A 21,580-nucleotide genomic window follows, 5' to 3' on the forward strand; every position below is an offset into this window, starting at 1 on the left:
TGACTTGAAGGTCAAGCCCTTTGTCGAGATGCCGCTACGACCAAGGAAAGGCTATCCACCCAACCCTTGCTTGCTCAGGGCCGTTGACATTCAAGTGGGCTTTAACCCTAGAATCTCCCGGCACCCGCCCCTCAGCCTTAAGGTCAGGGGCCATCAACCTGCAGCCCAGGAGGCAAGATGAAGATCGGTGAACTGGCCAAACAGACCGGCATGGCGGCCTCGGCTATCCGCTTTTACGAAGCCAGGGGCCTGCTCAACAAGGTGCAACGGGGGGCCAACGGCTATCGCGACTACCCACCCGAGACAGTGCCGTTGCTGACCATCATCAGCCAGGCACAACAGGCAGGCTTCTCCCTCGACGAGATCAAGCAGCTGGTACCGGCGGATATCAGCACCTGGCAACACGCCCCGCTGCTGGCGGCACTCAAGGCCAAGGTGAACGACATAGAGGCGCTGGAGGCCAGACTTGCCCACAGCAAGCAGCAGTTGCAGACCCTGATCCGGCTGGTGGAGTCCAAACCCGACGAGATGCCCTGTGAAGAGAACGCCGCCCGGGTATTGGCCAGCATGGGCATCCCCTCTCACAAGCACGTCGCAAAGGCTGCCACCACGGCCAAGTCTGCGTTACGCCACAAAAGGTGATCCTGTTCACAACCGGCACACGCCCTCGACCAGAAAGGTTGAGAGCCAAGTGGAGAGGAATATGATGGGCGCCTGCCTCTCTTCACGAGCCCATTTATGAGCAACCCGCACGACCAGAATCCGCCAACAGAAATCCACCGCTGTGACAAATGCGGCGAGCGTACCCGCCATCTCGTGGTGCTGGTCGCCCGCGATCACAGCCAGGACATCATGCCCAAGGATCCGCGTAAAGCCTTCTGGCAAGCCTTTACTTCCAGCAGCATCACCAACTGGGCGTTTGGTGAAACACTGGCCTACCAGACCACCCATGTAAAACATCTAATTTGCGAACGCTGCGGGGAGAAGTTTCTGGAGTATTGAGTGGCGGTTGTACCCGGCAAGAGATGAAGCTCTGCCTGCGGTTGCTGTATCAAGCGGATAGATAACACCCACTTAATGAGCAATTTATTGATCTTTGGCAGGTTTTTGCCCGACTGCGGTTTTACCCTGCCCCTCTCTCGATTAATATGCCCCACTTGGCAACCACTCTTGCAGAGATAACCCTGTGCAGCCGTTTCGCCATCCACCACATCGCCGGATAACCGCAGCAGGCTGGAGGCTGTAATCCACGGGCGGTAGCGTGGGGGTAATCCACACCTCTCACATGCTGTGACTCGGTATATCAGACCATTCTTTAAGCCAGCATAAAAATATTTTTAATAGTAAAATTATCGACGGATATTGTCAGAGAAAACTTATATATAAAAATCAAAATGTAAATGTTAGCCTTTGAAATTTAAAGTTAATGATAGGTGGTTTTGTGAAAGGAAAATATATAGACATGATTTGGAATGACAATCCAAAACATATTAGAAAATTTCATGAAAACAAACAAATGTATAGTATTATGTGTGATGAGGTTAAATTTATCCTAACCAAATCCATTTTATCGGCAAACATTGAAGTTGCCTCAATTACAGCAAGAACAAAAACCGAGGCAAGTTTTTGTGAAAAAATACACCGTAAAAACTATAAAGATCCATTCCATGAAATAACCGATTTCTCGGGAGCTAGGATCGTATTCCTGTACGCTTCAGACCGAGGTAAGTTAGAAAATATTATCGAGAGTGAGTTTAAAGTAATCGAAAAAGCAGATAAAGTTCAAGGTTCTGATGTTGATCAATTCGGGTATGGGGCTCTCCATTATCTCGTAAAGCTAAAATCAGACTATCTAAAAGCTCGTTATCCAGAACTAGAAAATTTAGTATGTGAAATCCAAGTAAGAACTATCTTGCAAGACGCATGGGCAGTTGTAGCTCATCATTTAAGCTACAAACAAGAATCTGATATTCCCCAACACTTAAGGAGAAAACTAAACGCTCTCTCAGGGTTGTTTGAAACGGCTGATGATCAGTTTGAAACCATTAGAGAATTACGTTCAAAATATCAGAAATCAGTATCTGAAAAAATTGAAAATAATCAAGAGGAAAGCTTAGAATCTGAAATTGAGCTTGATAATTTAAAGGCTTATTTGTCGTGGAAATTCCCGAATAGGAAAAAATCAGATAGTTCTACAATGTCTGAAGCCATTCATGAACTTAAAAGTTTTGGTTATACAACTCTAAAACAACTTGATGATATAATAGAGCAGGCTCTAGAGGCGGCTGAGGCGTATGAAGAAAAATATCCACCATATGATCCAGATGATCATGAAGATACAAGTTACACACAAATAGGAATTGTACGAGTATCATTAGAGCTTGTAGATCACAAATATCTAGAACGAGCAGGAATCTCAAACTCATGGCTAGAGAAAAAATTAGAATTCTCCCATTTAGTAAAGGGACAAAGTTAGAATAGCAAAGCGTATTTAGATCTTGGTAACACCACCTCTATTTCCCAATATCCAGATATATGCTCCAGAAAAGAGCGCTCAGAGATGAAACGAATTCTGATTATTGGCAACTCGGGATCGGGCAAAAGCTGGTTGGCGGCGCAGCTGGCTGAGGTATTAACTATCCGCGAGGTCAATCTGGACACCATTGTCTGGCAGAAGGGCGGCTTTAACCAAAAACGGCCCCAGCATGAGATTGACCATGCCATTCAAACACTTGCTCAAGAGCCCTCATGGGTGGTCGAAGGGGTATTTGGCGCCCTGGCCGAGCAACTGCTTGATGCCGCCGATACCCTGCTCTTTCTGGATCTCGACTGGTCGGTATGCCGTGATTCACTGCTATCACGCGGATCACAAAGCGCCAGGCAACGGGATGCAGTGGCAGCGGAAAAGAACTTTCAACAACTGCTGGTGTGGGCATCGGAATATGGGCAGCGAGCCGGCAAAAACTCCAGCCACTTCCATCGCGAGCTGTTTGATCGATTCCCAAACGACAAGCACCATTTCACGACTCGGGCAGAGGTAAATCTCTATCTTAACCAACTAGTAACTAGCCATTGGAGTTTGAGCGCTGGTCACAACTAAGGTGGCTAGTTCCTGTAGAGGATAAATATGGGGCGTAGAACAGAGTTAATATGTGTAGCATCAGGCATCATCAATTCTTTTGCGAGCAGAAACAATGATATAGATGGATACTGGGGATTAGGAAAGCTGTACAAAACTCTTGAATCTGAAGAGTCAAAAGTCGTTTCTATAGAGTTGATTACCAAAGTCGTAACTCCAGATATAAATGAATTGAAGCTCATGTCTCAATCATATTCAGAATTGCTTACTAAATTAGTATGTAATAAGAAAATACCTATCCACTGGATAATTTCTGTCACAATAACATCTGAATTTGAAGCAGAATATCAACACCACTACCATTTCTGGCGTCGTGATCTTGGTAAACCTTGTAATCTGACTTGCACTATTGTTGATGATATGGGTAATAATCATATGGCTAAGGCATACGTTAACTGCTTCCCACACAATCCACATAAAGAGCTGAGAAGTTCAAGAGTTAAATGACTTTTAAAAACTTAGTGTAAATAAAGAGTTAAACACCAAGGTAAATACTATGAAATCACGCGTTATTTATTTATTGCTTTTCCTCGGATTATCCAATCAGCAGTCATTTGCTAATGAAGCCAGCTCTCAAGTATTCCCACGAAAAGAGGACTACCCGGCACCACCTGTATATAAAGGTAAGCCAGCCAAACTTTCACTAGACTCTGAATTGGCCAGAACATTCCGAACCCGACTTACCGCGGCCTTGTCACAAAAGCCAGTATATGCTGGTGAATATGTACTGACAGGCTGGGGATGTGGTTCATCAGGTTGTTATGATCAAGTCCTTGTCAACAAACGCACGGGTAAGGTACTGGATGCGGTATTTAATGCCTATAGCTCATATGATGTGAGTAATGATTCTGATATCCGTGTGGGAGAATGGATAGAATCTCCCCAAATTGATAGCCGCCTTCTCACAACGGTTAAAGTTGAAAACAGTCAAGACGGAAAGTCTTTTGTTTATTACACAAACTATTACATTGTTGATAAAAACCAGCTCACACTTATAAAAACTGTCCAAGACAGTAAATAAAATACGAAAGCAATACTTTTCAAAAGCTCACGCAAAAGAATAAATCACCATGAAATATCTTGTCATCATTACAGCTTTATTGCTGTGTTTCTCCGTCTCAGCAAAGACAAACTCATCTTATATGATTAGCGGAGTCAAAATTGAAATACAAAAAGAAAATGACTGTTATTATTTATTGGCTGCCGGAAAAGAGAAAGAAACTCTGATATGTGTTGATGATGAACTGCAATCTGACTTTATCATAAAAGATTTCAACTTTGACGGTTACAAAGATATTGCAATCTCTAGCTCTCTCGGCATGGTAAATACCGTCTTTTATGTATTCTTGTATGACCATATAAATGCAGCATTTAAAAAGTTAGAATTTGCGGACTATAGAATGCCCACCTCGGCCTGTGGGGATCTCTACAACCTTGCAGTTCGATCAGACGCTCTTTCTTTGGTTAGTTCTTGCCGCTCCGGCCCTGTATGGTATTACGACACTTACCAATATAATTCTCAGGGTGAGCTCTGGCTATATAAAACAACAGAGTATCAAATCCAAAACTCCGAGATTGAGACCTTCCCTCTTTACGAGCACACATTTAATAATAAGGGGGATAAACTGGACACCGTGGCGATTGACTTTGATGGCAAGAAAATTCTCTGGCCAGTCACATCTGAGAAAGTTTTTCTCTACTCATCACCTGAAAAAACATCAAAGACCAAGGCCTATCTAATTCATAATGACAAAGTTGAAATCCTTGAGCAGAAAGATGATTGGATTAAAATTCGTTTTGCCTCCAGAAAAGGCCCGCTTATCCGCTGGCTTTATCTTCCAGAGACAATCGCCAAAAATTAATGAGCCCCCTGTTTTTAGTTTTATCACACATCACGCCAACATATAAAAATGATCCAACAAAAACAGACTCCAAAACCTGACCATATGTTTTTCAGAAAATTTATATCCTATCTGGCTATTACCATGCCTATCGGCCTGATCCCGGAATTTATTCGGCAGGACTTTCATCTGGATTTGCTCTCATGGCAGGAGGGCGGCCGCCTCACTCTGATCATGATTGGCGTCGCGGCGGCAATGGCGGGAATTGACTGGCTCGTGTATCGCTATCGAACCAAATGACAGCAACCAAAAGGCTCGGTTGGGCCAAACAGGTAGGTAAGGTCGGGCTGCCACAGAATATGGCAGCCCCGTGTCATCAAGAGAGCATGCTTCTTAGCATCCAGGCGGTTTTTTCATGAATATCGATGCGCTGGGTCAGCACATCGGCAGTGGGCTGGTCATTGACGGCATCGACCAGATCGAACAGTTTTCTGGCGGTTCTCGCCGTGGCTTCTTGCGCCAACACCAGATGTTTGAGCATTTCACTGGCACAGGGCACCCCTTCGACCTCCTCAATGGAGGAGAGACGGACAAACTCCTTGTATGTGCCGGGGGCCGGGAAGCCCAATGCGCGGATCCGCTCGGCGATAACATCCAGCGCATTCCACTGCTCGGTGTATTGATCCATAAACATATTGTGCAGGCTGTTGAACTGCGGGCCGGTTACGTTCCAGTGAAAATTGTGGGTCATCAAATAAAGGGTGTAACTATCGGCAAGCAGTGCCGACAATCCATCTGCAATTTTCTTGCGATCGGCGGCTGAAATACCGATATCCATTTCTGGTAAAACCACACTCTCTTTTTTCATCACGCTAACTCCTGTTATTGGCTTTCGGCTTGATAAATTTGGCCGATGCTTTTGCAACAATCATCCCGCCGACCGACGCTACGGCATTCAGACGATAGATACCGTGACGCTGGTCGACTATTCTGGCCGAGAGCGCTACTTTGCTGCCAATATCGATGGGAGCAATAAAACGAACGGTCAGCTCCGCTGTTAATCCTCTTATTCCCCGTTGCAGCAACGCATGTGTCATCACCGCATCGAGCAGGGTGCTGGTCATGCCGCCATGCAAAATATCGCTGTAACCCTGATGGCGCTGGTTGGCAATAAACAGCCCTTCCGTCGTCCCTTCCTCCCCCTGATAAAAGCGAATTCCCAGTGAATCCGGGTTATGAGTGCCACACACCATGCAACGGGCGTGGGACATCATGGTCTGTTGATAACTCTCTGATTGATATTCATCCACTTGATCTATTCACTCGCTATTTGGCCACTCGCATGTTGAGAACAGAGTGCTAGGAGAGCAACTCTTCGATGGCGGCATGTGCCTGGGTGCCATAGATGATGGAGGGGCCGCCTCCCATCAATACCGCGACATCCACGGTGGCAATGAGTTCCGCTCGCGAAGCACCGGCCTTCACGGCCCCGGCAACATGGGCGGCAATGCAGCCATCGCAGCGGGAAGCGATACCAATACCGAGGGCGATCATTTCCCGATATTTCAACGCCAGCGCCTCGTCCTGTTTCATAACGGCTTTGTGCAGCGCAATAAATGCATTCATGGTATCCGGGCTGCTCTTGCGATAAGCAGAGCCAAGCTGGTGTTGTTCTTTATTGATCTCTCGATAAATTTTCATCACGTTATTTCTCCGGTGTGAAAATCTCACCTTTATAGAATGACTGCACTGTCATGCTGATTAACCAGATGATCAATACAATCAGGGCACACACCACTATTTTGGCCAGATAATATGGAATGATATTCCCGGTTGCGTCGGCAAACATGGCCGAGGCTGCGGAAAATGCCGCCAGTGGAAATGAGTACGCCCACGAAGAGAGAAAAAATTTCAGTTTCAAAAAAGTGAGGGTGTTGTACATCAGCAAGATAAATACAAACAGCGCAAAATAATAAATGACATGGGCAAACAGGTCGCTGGAGCTGGCTATTTCGCTATACGAGATAAATCCGATGGAAGGCGGTGCCAGCAGAATAAACATGGTGGGCATCAGCTTCTCGGGCAGGCTCTCATGAAAGAACAGCCGATAGAGCACTATGGTCAGCAGAGAGAACCAGAAAATAAGGCCAATGCTGAAGAAGAACAGGCTGATCTCGTGAAAGCCAAGCGGCACGCCCCCCAGGGGCACCACAATATTGCCGACAATCGGTATAAACCATGCCGGATTGGTGTGGGTGATTGTGAAATGGTCGCGATGGATCCAGTTGCTCATGATGTAGAGGGTGAAGAGCAGTTGCAAGCTGGCGCCCACCGACCAGAGGGCCAGCGCTGCATCATGCCAGCTGGCCCAGTAGGCGGATTGCAGCAGCAAGCTGATTGAGATGGTCGGGAAGAAATTGATCCTGACCGGGTGTTTCAGCTCATGCAGGAACTCGTCATTGTGTCTGAGGATTTTCCAGCCATACATCACCAGAAACGTCGCCAGTAACAGGGAGGACAAGACCCCGAACAGGAACCCTGCCGACTGCAACAGCAGCAGATCCGGAAATGCCTTGCGACAGGCAATCGCCGCCCCCGTCAGCCCCATGATGATTGAAAACAGTGTGACAGGCATATGTGCAATCTTGGTTATGGAGGGGATTTGCTTACCCTCTTGATTCAGGTTTTCCATCAACGTTCCCCTCCAGTTCGACCTAGCGGTTGTGCTTACTCTTCACAACATTTTTTGTGGTTGCGCTGACGGTTACCCTGACAGCCCTGCTGTTGTCCGGAGGCTGACTTGCAGCCCCCCCCTTTGCCAAGGCGGCCACGGGGAGCGCATTGACGGCTTCCCTTGCCGTGATGGCCAGCCCCCTCGGCGCAGCGCGATGCACTTCCCTGTTCAGCGGATGTCAGCTCGGTCAGATTGCCCGACTCATTGCTCAGCATGTCGGCCATAGCGAGACGCCCCTGACTGGCCTGATAGACGGCAAGCCCGCTGCCCAGCAGCTTGCCAAGCATCTTGCTACCGATATTTTTCAGCACGATACGACGGGCTCCCTGCGCCTGGAGCAGCTCCGCCAACGCACTTTTGCACTCGTTGCCTGCCACCGGATTGGCGATTTCTACCAGGGTGCGTCCCTGTTCATCTACGAATACAAAGCGCTCTGCCTTGGCAAAATGTCCTGCGATATGGTCGTCATTCATCGGAATGGCTGTGATGATGGTCATTTGACCTCCTGCTATCACTGTTGATATTCCGGCCCTGCCCCTTGCCACTCTGCATTCGTCCCCTTGTTCAGGAGCTTCCCGCAGGCTTGCCGGTTGGCATGGCCATGTTCCCAGCCTCTTGCAGCAACCAGATGAAGAGCCGTACGCATCAACTTTTACTGGTTTAGTCACGCATCATTCGGCTCGATAAGCGTCTGATCATGATGCCGCCGTAATTGGCATATGCCATGTATACGCTCAGTTTATGGCATATACAACAAACTATTTTTTCCAACGAAGAGGTTTAGGGACTCATTAAAGCTCGCCCTGGCATCATTCCAGTGCGCGCCAATCCGCTATCAGCGAGGGCAAAAGGCAGGGGGAGAAATGGCGCATAAAAATCCTAATCCGCCCGGCGAAATGGCGACTTTTTGTGAGAAGGGTCACATCTGATGGCGCCGTTTAACCACATATAAATCCAGACCACGCTGATGATTAATTTATTGATATGGCGCATTACAAACCTGACGGCGAGCCTAACATCAATACATTTATCTGTTTTTAAAGAAGAAATGGATGGTTGACTGAAAATGGCGAGTCCTGCCTGAAAACGGGATCTTCATCACATCGCGTTTTACTGCGCACAAAAATCCAGTGATTAGCACATTTGTCCGATAGGGAGGGTGCGGACGAGCCGGGATAATGATCAGGTCATTTTTATCCAGTACGTCGATACGTACTCACGCATAGCTTCCGTCACCGGAAGCGGGGAGAGCGCTATGATCACCACCTTGATCAATGAACATCTGATCAACCTCGATTTGAAAGCGACGCGTAAGGAAGAGGTCTTCACCGAGATGGCCCGCCTGCTGGCGTCGCAAGGCAAGGTCAGCGACGAGCAGGCCTTTATCAAGGATCTGTGGGCCCGCGAAGAGCTGGGCAATACAGGCTTTGAAGAGGGCGTGGCCCTGCCCCACGCCAAGAGTGCGGCGGTATGCAACCCGGCGGTCGCCATCGGCATCAGCCGCAACGGCATCGAGTACGGCGCCGAAGATGGCAAGCCGTCCCACATTTTCTTTATGATCGCCTCCCCCGATGGCGGCGCCAACCACCATATCGAGGTGCTGGCCGAGCTCTCCGGCAAGCTGATCGAAGAGGGCTTTATCGCCAAGCTGCTGGCGGCGAAAACTCCGGCCGATGCGCTGGCGCTGCTGCTGGCCAAGAAAGAGGAGCAGAGCGCGGCCCCGACCACCAGCAAAGGCTTTATCATCGGTGTCACCGGCTGCCCGGCCGGTATCGCCCACACCTATCTGGCGGCCGAGTCGCTGGAGCGCGCCGCCAAGGAGCTCGGTTATGAGGTGAAGGTGGAGACCAACGGCTCCATCGGCGTCAAGAACAGCCCGACCACCGACGAGATCGCCCGCGCCACCGCCATCGTGGTGGCCTGTGACAAGCAGGTGGACATGGCCCGCTTCGCTGGCAAGCCGCTCATCAAGACCGGCGTGAAAGCCCCCATCAAGGATGGCAAGGGTCTGATCGAACAAGCGCTGAAGGCCCCCGCCTACGTGGCTGGCAAAGAAGATAAAAAGGGTGAAGAGAAGAGCGCGGGCGGCAGTTCCGATCTCTATCGCTACCTGATGAACGGTGTATCTCACATGATCCCGTTCGTGGTGACCGGCGGTCTGTTGATTGCGCTGGCACTGGCCATCGGCGGCAACCCGACCCCGAGCGGCATGCAGATCCCGGAAGGGAGCATGTGGAACCAGATCCTCAACGTGGGCGTGGCCGCCTTCACCCTGATGATCCCCATTCTGGCGGGCTATATCGCCTACGCCATCGGAGACCGTCCGGCGCTGGCACCAGGCTTTATCGGCGGCTGGATCGCCAACAACGGCAGCTTCTACGGCGCGGATGCCGGTACCGGCTTTATCGGTGCCATCATCGCGGGCCTGCTGGTCGGCTATCTGGTGCGCTGGATTGCCACCCGCCAGTACCACAAGATGGTGCAACCGCTGGTGCCGATCCTGATCGCCCCCATCGTCGGGTCGCTCTTTATCGCTGCCGTATTCATCTTCATCATCGGCGCCCCGATTGCCGACATGATGACTGGCCTCAATGCCATGCTGCTCTCCATGAGTGGTGGCAGTCTGGTGCTGCTGGGTATCGTGCTGGGTGGTATGGCCGGCTTTGATATGGGTGGCCCGGTCAACAAGGTGGCCTTCCTCTTCTCCGTCGGCATGATCGCCTCCGGTCAGACCCAGTTCATGGGTGCCATGGCCTGCGCCATCCCGGCTGCGCCCCTTGGCATGTCGCTGGCTACCGTACTCGGTCGCAAGCTCGGCATCTTTGACGAGTCCGAGATCGAAGCGGGCAAAGCCGCCGGTGCCATGGGTCTGGTGGGTATCTCCGAAGGTGCGATTCCGTTCGCCGCCCGTGACCCGCTCGCCGTCATTCCGGCCAACGTGCTGGGCAGCATGACCGCAGCTGTGATGGCCTTCCTGTTCGGCATCACCAACAGCGTTGCCCACGGTGGCCCCATCGTGGCCCTGCTGGGTGCCGTCAACAAGCCGCTGCTGGCCCTGCTCTGCATGATCTGCGGTGCCATCGTCACAGGCGTGGTGGCGGTTGCCCTGAAAAAACTGCGGGTCAAGAAGAGTGACGAGGTGACCCTGGCCAAGGCGGCCTGAGAGCCCCTCGCCATCGCGGCTCGTAGAGCATAAAAGAGGCCACCCCACGGGGTGGCCTCTTGTTTTTGGGATGGCTGGCGAGCCGTATTTCCCAATATCGCCCCCCGAGAAATAGTGGTCGATAAGCACTCTTCCTCGTCTATCCCTTCACCTCTCTCCTTGCCTTTCCTTGGCTCCCTTCTGACCTCTCCCCTCCTCAGCCCAGACCTTACACAAAGCGCCAAACTGGCTGAAATGGCAGCAATCTGGCGTCAGCGGTGTGATGTTTCTCACGCTTTGTCCGCGAAAGCGCAAAAACTAGGAAAATTTCCTAGCCCCACTAGGGATGGCTCTCAAGCCATTTTTTGCCCCTCTTATTAGAGTCACCCCACCTGATGTCGTGACCCGCACCGCGATGGGCAATGTGCCCCGTCATCCCGTGCCGGGCCCGGGTTTATATGGATGGAGCGTCGAGCGCAGCAACGGCTGACAGCCCCGACGTTCCGTTCTCCCTTCCGTGGCGTGACCTCGAACAACCTATCTACAAATGAGGGGCGCGGCGGAAATACCGTCTATCTCGCAGAGGATGAACGAAGATGTTGAAATTGCTCCAACAGGTCCGGGTCCCCACCCTGGACCTGCCGGTCGAAGCCCGGCGCAAGCTCTGGTTCAAGCCGTTTATGCAATCTTATCTGGTTGTATTTATTGGCTATTTGACCATGTATCTGATCCGCAAGAACTTCAACATTGCGCAAAATGACATGATCCAGGAGTACGGTCTCTCCATGACCGAGCTCGGCATGATCGGCCTTGGCTTCTCCATCACCTACGGGGTAGGCAAGACCATCGTCTCCTACTACGCCGACGGCAAGAACACCAAGCAGTTCCTGCCGCTGATGCTGATCCTCTCCGCGCTGTGCATGCTGGGCTTCAGTGCCAGCATGGGCGGCACCGGTTTCAGCCTCTACTTCATGATCTTCTTCTATGCCCTGAGCGGTTTCTTTCAGAGCTGTGGTGGCTCCTGCAGCTACTCCACCATCACCAAGTGGACCCCTCGCAACAAGCGCGGCACCTATCTGGGTATGTGGAACCTCTCTCACAACGTGGGCGGTGCCGGTGCGGCCGGTGTGGCGCTGTTCGGTGCCAACTACCTGTTTGATGGCAACGTGCTCGGCATGTTTATCTTCCCCTCCATCATCGCGCTGATCGTCGGCTTTATCGGCCTGCGCTTTGGTAGCGATTCGCCGGAAGCCTATGGCCTTGGCAAGGTGGAAGAGCTGTTTGACGAAGTGGCGAGCGAAGAGGATATCGCCACCGAGGAGCAGCAGCTGACCAAGTGGCAGATCTTCGTGAAGTACGTGCTGCTCAACAAGGTGATCTGGCTGCTCTGCTTTGCCAACATCTTCCTCTACGTGGTGCGTATCGGTATCGACCAGTGGTCTACCGTCTATGCCCACCAAGAGCTGGGCTTCTCCAAAGACGTGGCTATTCAGGGCTTTACCTTCTTCGAAGTGGGCGCACTGGTCGGCACCCTGATGTGGGGTTACCTCTCCGATCTGGCCAATGGCCGTCGTGGTCTGGTGGCTTGCGTGGCGCTGGCGCTGATCATCGCGACCCTGGGTCTCTACCAGCATGCGACTACCCAGTTTATGTTCCTGGGTTCCCTGTTCACCCTGGGCTTCCTGGTGTTTGGCCCGCAACTGCTGATCGGCGTGGCCGCCGTGGGCTTCGTACCCAAGCAGGGCATCAGCGTGGCCGATGGCGTCAAGGGCACCTTCGCTTACCTGATTGGTGACAGCTTCGCCAAACTGGGTCTGGGCATGATCGCCGATGGCACCCCCATCTTCGGTCTGACCGGCTGGACCGGCACCTTCGCGGCGCTGGATATCGCAGCCGCAGCCTGTCTGGTACTGATGGGTTGTGTCGCGGTCGCCGAAGAGCGCAAGATCCGCCGCATCAAGCGCGAGCTGAAAGCCGCCGAGCTGGCTGCCCAGACCGCCTGATAGCCATAACAACAGACGCAGATTGTTCAGGGCCACCCACAGGGGTGGCCCTTGTTGTTTGGAGAAAACCCACTTCCGGCTGGCCCATATCAGCCTGCACTGCCGTTCAAGGGACGGGCATATCCCCATCAAGATCCCACTTTTCATATGGACTTTTGGTAAAAGCCCCCCGCTGGCGCTATCTTGTTGCTCCCCCTTGTCAGCATCACAGAGAGCAGATGAAGATCGTCGCCGTCACCGCTTGCCCGACCGGTATCGCCCATACCTATATGGCTGCCGATGCCCTGCAAAAAGCCGCCACTGGGCTGGGACTCAAGATCAAGGTCGAGACTCAGGGCGCCATGGGCATGGAGAACATGCTGACCGCCCGCGATATTGCCAGCGCCGACTTGGTGCTGATTGCCTCCGATATCGAGATTGAGCAGAAAGAGCGCTTCCTCGGCTGCACCATCCATCAGGTGAGACTGGAAACCGTGCTGCTGGATGCCAACGCCGTACTCAAGGCTCTGCCGATCCCGGCCTGATGCTGACCCGCGAAATCACCTTCTACTGCCAGCAGGGGTTGAGCATCACCCAGGCCAAACAGTTGAACCGGCTGGCGGGGATGTTCAAATCCACCATCCGCTGCGCCAACCTCACCCGGCGCCAGACCGTTGCCGCCAGCAACCAGCTCTCCCTGTTGACCCTCGCCACCCAGCCCGGCGATCTCTGCCAGTTGCAAATTGAAGGGTGCGATGCCGAGCTGGCCCACATGGCCTTCACCTGCTGGTGCGGGGAACTGGGTCAACCACTGGTGCGCCCGCACACCGCCGCGCTGGCGGAGTTGCGACTGGCCAACGCTCTGCCCGACTACCATTTTGCCCTGCGCCAGTTGGCCCACAGCCCCGAACCGCTGACCAAAGCCGAGGCCCTCGAGCATCTGATCGATCTGCTGCCCGCCGAGCTGATCACCGACCGCGCCACACTGACCGCCGCGGTGGAACGGCGCGAGCAGGTCTCGGCCACCATCATCCGCCCCGGCCTGGCCATGCCTCATGTATTGAGCGAAGGGATCAGCCAGCCAGCGCTGACTCTGCTCAATTGCAAGGAGCCCATTGAGTGGGGCTCTCAAATCGGGCCGGTGCAGACCGTTATTCTGCTGGCGGTGCCGGTTGGTAGCGGACGGGAGACCCTGCGCCCCCTCACCCGACTGGCGCAGGCGATGATCGACGATGTGGTCAGCCACGCCCTTTTGCAGGCAGGCTCGGCCCCCGCCCGTCAGGCTATCGTCGTCGAGAGCCTGTTAAGCTAGGCGAATTGGCTCTGGGCGCTGCTTGCTGTAACGCCAGCCATTCATCCTGCCCTCAGCACCCTGTGGTACACTCGCTGCCATCGTCTGTCTGAAGTGTGTATCCGATGAAATCTCCCCGCTCCCGTCTCTCTGTCAACCGTACGCCGCGCGATAACGCCCCGCGCACGGCGGCCAAACCAGCCGCACCCCGCCATGTTTCCCCCCGCAAACCGGAGCTGGCACCGGCGGATCGCAAGCTGTTGCTGCTAAACAAGCCCTACATGGTGCTCTGCCAGTTCACCGACGAGGCGGGCCGCGAGACCCTCAAGGATTACATCAAAGAGCCCGGCATCTATGCCGCAGGGCGGCTCGATCGCGACAGCGAGGGGCTGCTGCTGCTCACCAACGATGGCAAGCTGCAGGCGCGCCTCACCCAGCCCGGGGAGAAGACCCCCAAGACCTACTGGGTGCAGGTGGAAGGCATTCCGAGCGAGGAGAAACTGGCCGCTCTGCGCGCCGGTGTGGAGCTCAATGACGGCATGACCCTGCCCGCCGGGGCGCGCATCATGGATGAACCTGCGGTGTGGCCGCGCAATCCGCCCATTCGCGAGCGCAAGGAGATCCCCACCAGCTGGCTGGAGATCAAGATTATCGAGGGGCGCAACCGGCAGGTGCGGCGGATGACCGCCCATATCGGCCACCCCACCCTGCGCCTTATTCGCTACGCCATCGGCGACTGGACCCTGGATGGTCTGGCACCCGGCGAGAGCCGCAGCCTGCCCGCCCCCGAGCTGGCGCCGCTCTCCACCGGCCGCCCGCGACCCTCCTCATCTCGTTCAGGCGCTCATACCGCCAAACCGGCCAAACCGGCAGGGGAGGCACCACGGCGGGCCAGCCAGCCGAGACGGGACGAGCGTCCCCGCAGCACTCACCCAACCGAACGTTCAACTTCAAACCCGACCGGCGGCAAACCCCGCAGCAGTGGTCGAGGAACGGCACGCCGACCCGCCCGTGCGGGCAATCCCGATAGCAACGACAAGGAGTCATGATGAGCAATCAGGCAGAGCAATCGACCACCAGCCACGCCCGTATGGAGGCGCGCCTGACGGTCGCCGCCCTGGTCCAGTGGCAGGGGCGCTTTCTGGTGGTGGAAGAGGAGATAAAAGGCCAGCGCCGTTTCAACCAACCCGCCGGCCATGTGGAGCCGGGGGAAAACCTGCTTGAAGCGGCTTGCCGCGAGCTCAAAGAGGAGACGGGGCTGACCGCCACGCCGACCGCCTGGCTTGGTACCTATCTGTTCAAACCGGCCGACAGCGATGCCACCTATGTGCGCACCGCCATCATCTTCGACCTTGAAAAAGCGCCGGGTCAGCACCATCCAGAGGATCCTGACGGTGATGTGCTGGCTTGCCACTGGCTCACTCTTGAAGAAATAGCGGAATGCAAACCGGCCCTGCGCAGCCCCTTGGTGTGGCAGTGCATTCAGGATTATCTGGCGGGGACACGGCTGCCGCTCTCGGCCCTCAAGGCCTTTATCTGAGGCCATTTGACACTCTTTTTCGGTGACAAAGGCCAACAACAGAAAAACGATTTCCTGCTATCAGGTTCCTGATGGGAACTGCGGCATGGATATGTGACCGGGGGCGCAAAACTCTGGTAGAATACGCCCCGTTTAAACGAACTGGTAACTTCGACTAATGACAGACAACAGCCAAATCAAGGTGATCGTCGGCATGTCCGGCGGCGTGGATTCTTCCGTCTCGGCCTACCTGCTCCAGCAGCAGGGTTATCAGGTCGAAGGCTTGTTCATGAAGAACTGGGAAGAAGACGACACGGACGAGTACTGCTCTGCCGCCCAGGATTTGGCTGATGCCAAGGCCGTCTGCGACAAGCTGGGGATGAAACTCCACACCATCAACTTCGCGGCCGAGTACTGGGACAATGTGTTCGAGCACTTCCTCGAAGAGTACAAGGCTGGCCGCACGCCAAACCCCGATATCCTTTGCAACAAGGAGATCAAGTTCAAGGCGTTCCTCGAATTTGCCGCCGAAGAGCTGGGTGCCACCTACATCGCCACCGGCCACTATGTGCGCCGTGACGACAGCACCGGCCGCCCGCGCCTGCTGCGCGGTCTCGATACCAACAAGGATCAGAGCTACTTCCTCTATACCCTGAGCGAGAAGCAAGTGGGTCAGAGCCTGTTCCCGGTTGGCGACCTGGAAAAGCCCGAGGTGCGCCGCATCGCCGAGCAGCTGGATCTCATCACCGCCAAGAAGAAAGACTCCACCGGTATCTGCTTTATCGGCGAGCGCAAGTTCAAGGACTTCCTGGCCAAGTTCCTGCCCGCCCAGCCCGGTAAAATCGAGACCGTGGATGGCAAGGTGATCGGCGAGCATCAGGGTCTGATGTATCACACCCTGGGCCAGCGCAAGGGGCTCGGTATCGGTGGTCGCAAAGATGCCACCGAAGAGGCCTGGTATGTGGTCGACAAAGAGGTCGAGCGCAACGTGCTGGTGGTGGCGCAGGGCGAGCATCCCCGTCTCTACTCCGATGGCCTGATTGCCAGCCAGTTGCACTGGGTGGATCGCACCCCCATTCGCGAGCCGCGTCGCTGCACCGTCAAGACCCGCTACCGTCAGCAGGATATCCCCTGCCTGATCCAGCCCATCGACGACGAGACCATCCGGGTCATCTTCGACGAGAAACAGGCTGCAGTGACCCCGGGCCAATCCGCTGTCTTCTACGACGGGGAAGTGTGTCTGGGCGGTGGCATCATCGAACAACGTTTCAGCCATCCGGTTTGAATCCTTAACAGAAGGCAGCAGACGTGAGCGATAAATTCCAAGACAGAACCATGGCCTTTGCCGGCATCTGCCAGGCCGCGTATCTGGTGCAGAAGGTGGCCCGAGACGGCAGCTGTGACGAGGCCGCCCTGCGCGAGAGCCTCTCCAGCATTCTGGTGACCAACCCGAGCCAGCCGCTCGAGGTGTTCAACAACACCCATCTGGCCATTCGCGACGGCTACCGTGCGCTGGTCGAGCAGTTGGGTGCCGACGGCAGCCAGAAGAATGCCGAGCTGACCCGCTACGTGGTGAGCCTGATTGCACTGGAGCGCAAGCTGGCCAAGCGCAAGGACATTCTCAATATGCTGGGTGAGCGGATCAGCCAGATTGGCCGCCAGCAACAGCACTTCGATCTGCTCGACGAGCAGATTTTGGCCAACATGGCGAGCATCTACAGCGATCTTATCAGCCCCATCGGGCCACGCATCCAGGTGGCGGGTACCCCGCTGTTCCTGCAGCAACCGCTGGTGCAGCACAAGGTGCGCGCCCTGCTGCTGGCGGGCATTCGTGCCTGCGTGCTGTGGCGTCAGCTCGGTGGCAGCCGCACCCAGATCATCTTCGCTCGCAAGAAGATGGTGGAGCTGGCCAAACGTTACTAATCATCGGCTCGCGCGCGGGCAAGCGAGGTCGACATCAGGGTGAACAGCCGCACATCAGCCTTGATGACAACTCAGCCCCACGCGCGAGTGGATACGGATCCCCCACACAAATCATCAGGAGTTCACCCCATGGAGCTGTCCGCGCTGACTGCTGTTTCCCCGATTGACGGTCGTTATGGCGACAAGGCCGATGCCCTGCGCCCTATCTTCTCCGAATTCGGCCTGCTGCGTTTTCGCGTCGAAGTCGAGGTGCGCTGGTTGCAAAAACTGGCCAGCCACGCCGGGATCCCGGAAGTCCCTGCCCTGAGCGCGGCCGCCAACGCCCTGCTCGACGGCATCGTCAGCAACTTCAACGAGAGTGACGCCGCCCGTATCAAACAGATCGAGCGCACCACCAACCATGATGTGAAAGCGGTGGAGTACTTCCTCAAAGAGAAAGTCGAAGTGAACCCGGAGCTGGCGGCTGTCAGCGAGTTCATCCACTTCGCCTGTACCTCGGAAGACATCAACAACAACTCCCACGGTCTGATGCTGAAAACCGCCCGCGAAGAGGTCATCAAGCCTTATTGCGAAAAGCTGATCAGCGAGCTCAAGCGCCTGGCTCACGAGTATCGTGACATGCCGCTGCTCTCCCGTACCCACGGTCAGCCGGCCACCCCGAGCACCATGGGCAAGGAGATGGCCAACGTCGCCTACCGTCTGGAGCGCCAGTTCAAGCAGATCATGGCGGTGGAGATCCTCGGCAAGATCAACGGTGCGGTCGGCAACTACAACGCCCACCTCAGCGCCTACCCGGATGTGGACTGGCACCAGTTCTCCGAGGAGTTTGTGACTTCCCTCGGCCTGACCTGGAACCCCTACACCACCCAGATCGAGCCGCACGACTATATCGCCGAGCTTTTCGACGCCATGGCCCGCTTCAACACCATCCTGATCGACTTCGACCGCGATGTGTGGGGTTACATCTCCCTGGGTCACTTCAAGCAGCGCACCATCGCGGGTGAAATCGGCTCCTCCACCATGCCGCACAAGGTCAACCCCATCGACTTCGAGAACTCCGAAGGCAATCTGGGTCTGGCCAACGCCGTGTTCCAGCATCTGGCGAGCAAGCTGCCCATCTCCCGCTGGCAGCGTGATCTGACCGACTCGACCGTGCTGCGCAACCTGGGTGTGGCGGTGGGTTACTCCCTGATTGCCTATCAGGCGACCCTCAAGGGCATCTCCAAGCTGGAAGCCAACGACGCCGCCATGGCCGCCGATCTGGATGCCAACTGGGAAGTGCTGGCCGAGCCGATCCAGACCGTGATGCGCCGCTACGGTATCGAGAAGCCCTACGAGAAGCTCAAGGAGCTGACCCGTGGTCGCCGCGTCGATGCTGAAGGGATGCGTACCTTTATCGACACCCTGGAGTTGCCGGAAGCGGTCAAGGTTGAGCTGAAGAAGCTGACCCCGGCCAACTACATCGGCGACGCCCAGCGTCTGGTCGATCTGCTGAAGTAAGCCAACCGGCAGTGACGAAGGGGCCCTGTGCACGATATGCCACAGGGCCCCTGTTATTTTCCCTGCCACGGCAGGATCCCGAGTGGCTTTTCCCAAGCCTGCCTTGGGCAAAACCTCTTTGCGAGACACGAGAAACAGCATGTACGAACTCAATCTGGATATCGCTCACTTCCTCGAGCACTACTGGCAGAAGCGCCCGCTCCTTATCAAGGGTGGCTTCAAGGACTTTCAGGATCCCATCAGCCCGGATGAGCTGGCGGGTCTGGCCATGGAAGAGGTGGTCGAGTCCCGCCTCGTCACCCGTTTCGACGGCAAGTGGGATGCCGCTCACGGCCCCTTCGAATCCTACGACCATCTGGGCGAAGAGAACTGGACTATTCTGGTACAGGCTTGCAACCACTGGGCTCCCGAGGTGAACGAGCTGGCGGTGCCGTTCCAGTTCATCCCGGGCTGGCGCTTTGACGATGTGATGGTGAGCTTCTCCACCCCCCATGCGGGTGTCGGCCCCCACATCGACAATTACGATGTGTTTATCACCCAGGGTCTGGGCAAACGCCACTGGCGAGTCGGCGATGCCAAGCCGCTCAACGAGTTCGCCGCCCACGCCGCACTGCTACACTGCGAGCCGTTCGAGGCGATCATCGACGTCATCATGGAGCCGGGTGACATCCTCTACATTCCACCCGGATTCCCCCACGAAGGCTACGCCATCGAGCCCTCCATGAACTTCTCGGTGGGCTTCCGCGCGCCGGATGCCAAGGCGCTTATCTCCTCCTTTGCCGATCATCTGATCGACAACGAGGTGCGTACCGAGCGTTACGGCGATGCCGATCTCAAGCCCCGTGCCCGTCACGGCGAGATCCAGCCCCACGAGCTGCACCGTCTGCGCGAGCTGATGCAACAGGCCCTCGATGACGAGACCCTGTTCAAGGAGTGGTTCGGCACCATGATCTCCGAGGCCAAGCACGATCTGGACGTCAATCCGGTCGAGCCGGACTACAGCGCCGAGGAGGTAGCCGACCTGCTGACCCAGGGCGAACCTGCCATCAAGGTGCCGGGTCTGCGCACCGTCTGGTTTAGCGGCGAGAGCCAGCAATGCTTCATCGACGGCGAAGCCTGGACGCTGCAGAGCGAAGACGCGGCCGCCATTTCGCTCTTGTGTGACAAGGACATCATCACTCAGGCCGACATGGTGGAGCTGGCCGATCAGGCCGGTTTCCTGCAATTGCTGACCCGTCTGGTCAACCGCGGTTACTGGTTCTTCAACTGATCCGGTGGTAACCGAAGGATAAAGGGGCGCCTTATGGCGCCTTTTTTGTCATTCAGATGCTGTCCAATTAACCATCGATGCGTGAAGCTGAACCCACTCTTGATGAACCGACAAGTGGTGATTTATTGAACTAAGATCGATGGGTATCATGCGTCCGTACCTGTTCAAAAGAGAAGCGCCACCATGCAAATCACCTCCCGGCCCATGCCGCTGCCTGATTACGGCAAATACCCCTCCTCTCCGGCTGTCACACCCGAGCAGGTCAGTCAGGCCCGTAACGAAGCACTGACCAAGAAGGATGAATTGCAGGCACAGAACGAAGAGAAAGCAACGGCTCGCAGAACCCTGGCGGTCTCTTATACGGCTAACCAGCAAGATAAAGCCGTGGTGGAGCGCTACCTGGAGGCCAGCGGTCAGGAGAGCGACAGCAAATCGGGCCCGAGCACGGCTGATATGTATCAGGCTGCGAATCGCTACCAGCGCCAGCAGAATCTGAGCGACTATATGCAGTTCCAGCAGAGCCCGCTCGCCCAGCAGATGGGGGACATGTTGGGTGAAGATAAACGCAAGGGCACCCAGCTCGATATCATTGCCTGAGCCTATTTGCTCGAATAAGCCCGGCAGGGACCAATACAAGATGAAAAAGCCCTCGATGAGGGCTTTTTCGTTATGGCTTGTCGCTGCGACGTCTCGTTATAAATGGGACTCTTCTGCCTGCGCATCCGGCAGCTCGTCGGGAAGTTCATCAAACAGGGGGTGATAGAGCACCTCACCCTGCACACCCGCAAAACCGCTCTCCTGTAGCTCCATTGCCATAAAGCAGTCGGCAGGCACCTCATAGATGCAGTGCAGGCCAAACTCGCTGGCCGGGCGGAAACCGAAACGGCTGTAATAGGCCGGATCCCCGAGTACCACCACTCCTTTCCAGTCCATCTCGAGCGCCGTATCAAGCCCTTCACGGATGAGATCAGAGCCAATACCCTGACCTTGCCAGTCGGGATGAACCGCGACCGGCGCCAGACCGAGCCAGGGCCCTTCCATGCCGTTAATGGTGATCGGGCTTAGCATCAGGTGCCCCATGAACTCGTACTCTTCCTCTTCGACCATGGTCACTACGGCAGCACCACATTCGCGCAGGCGGTTGACCAGTTCGGCCTCATCGGAACGACCGAAGGCGGCACTCAGCAGCTCATAAACCGGCAGCATGTCACCGGGGCGCTCGGTTCTCAACATCAGGTA

25 protein-coding genes are annotated in these 21,580 nt (G+C 55.1%); 19 read left to right on the top strand and 6 right to left on the bottom strand.

Translation table 11 applies throughout. The annotated features are described in order from the left end of the window. Positions 1–177: 177 nt before the first annotated feature. The 8 genes from AB5Y76_RS20670 to AB5Y76_RS20705 all read left to right on the top strand — a co-directional run bounded on the left by AB5Y76_RS20670 (position 178) and on the right by AB5Y76_RS20705 (position 5,280). Positions 178–642 carry a MerR family transcriptional regulator gene (locus tag AB5Y76_RS20670; RefSeq protein ID WP_199427285.1) on the top strand — a complete coding sequence of 155 codons (465 nt, stop codon included), beginning with the start codon at positions 178–180 and terminating at the stop codon, positions 640–642. 96 nt (positions 643–738) lie between these two features. Then, positions 739–1,002, top strand: coding sequence for a hypothetical protein (locus AB5Y76_RS20675; RefSeq protein WP_263716818.1), 264 nt, complete (start codon positions 739–741; stop codon positions 1,000–1,002). Positions 1,003–1,441: 439 nt separating this feature from the next. After that, on the top strand, positions 1,442–2,476 hold the full coding sequence (locus AB5Y76_RS20680; RefSeq protein ID WP_236319226.1) for a GTP pyrophosphokinase family protein: 1,035 nt from the start codon (positions 1,442–1,444) through the stop codon (positions 2,474–2,476). 84 nt (positions 2,477–2,560) lie between these two features. Beyond that, the gene (locus AB5Y76_RS20685; RefSeq protein ID WP_263716819.1) at positions 2,561–3,100 is read left to right on the top strand and encodes an AAA family ATPase; all 540 of its coding nucleotides are present in this window, start codon (positions 2,561–2,563) and stop codon (positions 3,098–3,100) included. Positions 3,101–3,127: 27 nt separating this feature from the next. Next, positions 3,128–3,586, top strand: coding sequence for a hypothetical protein (locus tag AB5Y76_RS20690; RefSeq protein WP_139463795.1), 459 nt, complete (start codon positions 3,128–3,130; stop codon positions 3,584–3,586). Between the two features lie 49 nt (positions 3,587–3,635). Further along, positions 3,636–4,160 carry a hypothetical protein gene (locus tag AB5Y76_RS20695; RefSeq protein WP_263716820.1) on the top strand — a complete coding sequence of 175 codons (525 nt, stop codon included), beginning with the start codon at positions 3,636–3,638 and terminating at the stop codon, positions 4,158–4,160. Positions 4,161–4,209: 49 nt separating this feature from the next. Beyond that, entirely contained in the window at positions 4,210–5,001 is a 792-nt protein-coding gene (locus tag AB5Y76_RS20700; protein WP_263716821.1) for a hypothetical protein, read from the top strand. Positions 5,002–5,049: 48 nt separating this feature from the next. Continuing rightward, positions 5,050–5,280 carry a hypothetical protein gene (locus AB5Y76_RS20705; RefSeq protein ID WP_263716822.1) on the top strand — a complete coding sequence of 77 codons (231 nt, stop codon included), beginning with the start codon at positions 5,050–5,052 and terminating at the stop codon, positions 5,278–5,280. A 76-nt stretch (positions 5,281–5,356) separates the two neighbouring features. Here the strand turns inward: AB5Y76_RS20705 and AB5Y76_RS20710 are convergent, their stop codons facing one another. Genes AB5Y76_RS20710 through AB5Y76_RS20730 form a run of 5 tightly spaced genes read right to left on the bottom strand, consistent with a single transcriptional unit; the run spans position 5,357 to position 8,211 of the window. After that, a complete protein-coding gene (locus tag AB5Y76_RS20710; RefSeq protein WP_005334596.1) occupies positions 5,357–5,848 on the bottom strand; it encodes a Dps family protein in 492 nt (163 codons plus the stop codon). Positions 5,849–5,852: 4 nt separating this feature from the next. After that, entirely contained in the window at positions 5,853–6,290 is a 438-nt protein-coding gene (locus AB5Y76_RS20715) for a PaaI family thioesterase (RefSeq protein WP_263716824.1), read from the bottom strand. A gap of 49 nt (positions 6,291–6,339) precedes the next feature. After that, positions 6,340–6,681, bottom strand: a complete 342-nt coding sequence (locus AB5Y76_RS20720) for a carboxymuconolactone decarboxylase family protein (protein WP_263716825.1) — start codon at positions 6,679–6,681, stop codon at positions 6,340–6,342. A gap of 4 nt (positions 6,682–6,685) precedes the next feature. Beyond that, a complete protein-coding gene (locus AB5Y76_RS20725; RefSeq protein ID WP_139463799.1) occupies positions 6,686–7,672 on the bottom strand; it encodes an SLAC1 anion channel family protein in 987 nt (328 codons plus the stop codon). Between the two features lie 35 nt (positions 7,673–7,707). Continuing rightward, positions 7,708–8,211 (bottom strand): NifB/NifX family molybdenum-iron cluster-binding protein, encoded by a 504-nt coding sequence (locus tag AB5Y76_RS20730; protein WP_263716826.1) that lies wholly within the window; start codon positions 8,209–8,211, stop codon positions 7,708–7,710. Positions 8,212–8,969: 758 nt separating this feature from the next. Between AB5Y76_RS20730 and AB5Y76_RS20735 the strand changes: the two genes are divergently transcribed. The 11 genes from AB5Y76_RS20735 (at position 8,970) to AB5Y76_RS20785 (ending at position 20,938) form a co-directional block, all read left to right on the top strand. Continuing rightward, a complete protein-coding gene (locus tag AB5Y76_RS20735) occupies positions 8,970–10,877 on the top strand; it encodes a fructose-specific PTS transporter subunit EIIC (protein ID WP_263716827.1) in 1,908 nt (635 codons plus the stop codon). Positions 10,878–11,452: 575 nt separating this feature from the next. Further along, complete coding sequence (gene uhpT, locus AB5Y76_RS20740) at positions 11,453–12,859, top strand: hexose-6-phosphate:phosphate antiporter (protein WP_005353611.1); 1,407 nt, start codon at positions 11,453–11,455, stop codon at positions 12,857–12,859. Between the two features lie 218 nt (positions 12,860–13,077). Further along, a complete protein-coding gene (locus AB5Y76_RS20745) occupies positions 13,078–13,383 on the top strand; it encodes a PTS fructose transporter subunit IIB (RefSeq protein WP_005334611.1) in 306 nt (101 codons plus the stop codon). After that, a complete protein-coding gene (locus AB5Y76_RS20750) occupies positions 13,383–14,150 on the top strand; it encodes a PTS sugar transporter subunit IIA (RefSeq protein WP_263716828.1) in 768 nt (255 codons plus the stop codon). The genes AB5Y76_RS20745 and AB5Y76_RS20750 overlap by 1 nt, the downstream gene beginning before the upstream one ends. 104 nt (positions 14,151–14,254) lie before the next feature. After that, positions 14,255–15,178: a 23S rRNA pseudouridine(2457) synthase RluE gene (gene rluE / locus AB5Y76_RS20755; RefSeq protein WP_263716829.1), complete on the top strand. Its 924-nt coding sequence runs from the start codon at positions 14,255–14,257 to the stop codon at positions 15,176–15,178. Next, positions 15,178–15,669 carry an NUDIX hydrolase gene (locus AB5Y76_RS20760; protein ID WP_058055760.1) on the top strand — a complete coding sequence of 164 codons (492 nt, stop codon included), beginning with the start codon at positions 15,178–15,180 and terminating at the stop codon, positions 15,667–15,669. Before rluE ends, AB5Y76_RS20760 begins: the two co-directional genes overlap by 1 nt. A gap of 157 nt (positions 15,670–15,826) precedes the next feature. Beyond that, positions 15,827–16,933, top strand: a complete 1,107-nt coding sequence (gene mnmA / locus AB5Y76_RS20765; RefSeq protein WP_005353619.1) for a tRNA 2-thiouridine(34) synthase MnmA — start codon at positions 15,827–15,829, stop codon at positions 16,931–16,933. 23 nt (positions 16,934–16,956) lie between these two features. Further along, positions 16,957–17,571, top strand: a complete 615-nt coding sequence (hflD, locus tag AB5Y76_RS20770; RefSeq protein ID WP_005334622.1) for a high frequency lysogenization protein HflD — start codon at positions 16,957–16,959, stop codon at positions 17,569–17,571. Positions 17,572–17,700: 129 nt separating this feature from the next. Then, a complete protein-coding gene (purB, locus tag AB5Y76_RS20775; RefSeq protein ID WP_005334624.1) occupies positions 17,701–19,071 on the top strand; it encodes an adenylosuccinate lyase in 1,371 nt (456 codons plus the stop codon). A gap of 139 nt (positions 19,072–19,210) precedes the next feature. Beyond that, complete coding sequence (locus tag AB5Y76_RS20780) at positions 19,211–20,341, top strand: cupin domain-containing protein (protein ID WP_005353621.1); 1,131 nt, start codon at positions 19,211–19,213, stop codon at positions 20,339–20,341. Positions 20,342–20,524: 183 nt separating this feature from the next. Then, positions 20,525–20,938: a hypothetical protein gene (locus AB5Y76_RS20785; RefSeq protein WP_263716830.1), complete on the top strand. Its 414-nt coding sequence runs from the start codon at positions 20,525–20,527 to the stop codon at positions 20,936–20,938. 96 nt (positions 20,939–21,034) lie between these two features. Here AB5Y76_RS20785 and AB5Y76_RS20790 read toward each other — a convergent pair whose 3' ends face one another. Continuing rightward, entirely contained in the window at positions 21,035–21,574 is a 540-nt protein-coding gene (locus AB5Y76_RS20790; protein WP_263716831.1) for a GNAT family N-acetyltransferase, read from the bottom strand. Positions 21,575–21,580: the final 6 nt, after the last annotated feature.

Origin of the sequence: Aeromonas sp. R1-2 (genome assembly GCF_040908505.1) — a bacterium.
GTDB lineage: Bacteria > Pseudomonadota > Gammaproteobacteria > Enterobacterales > Aeromonadaceae > Aeromonas > Aeromonas veronii.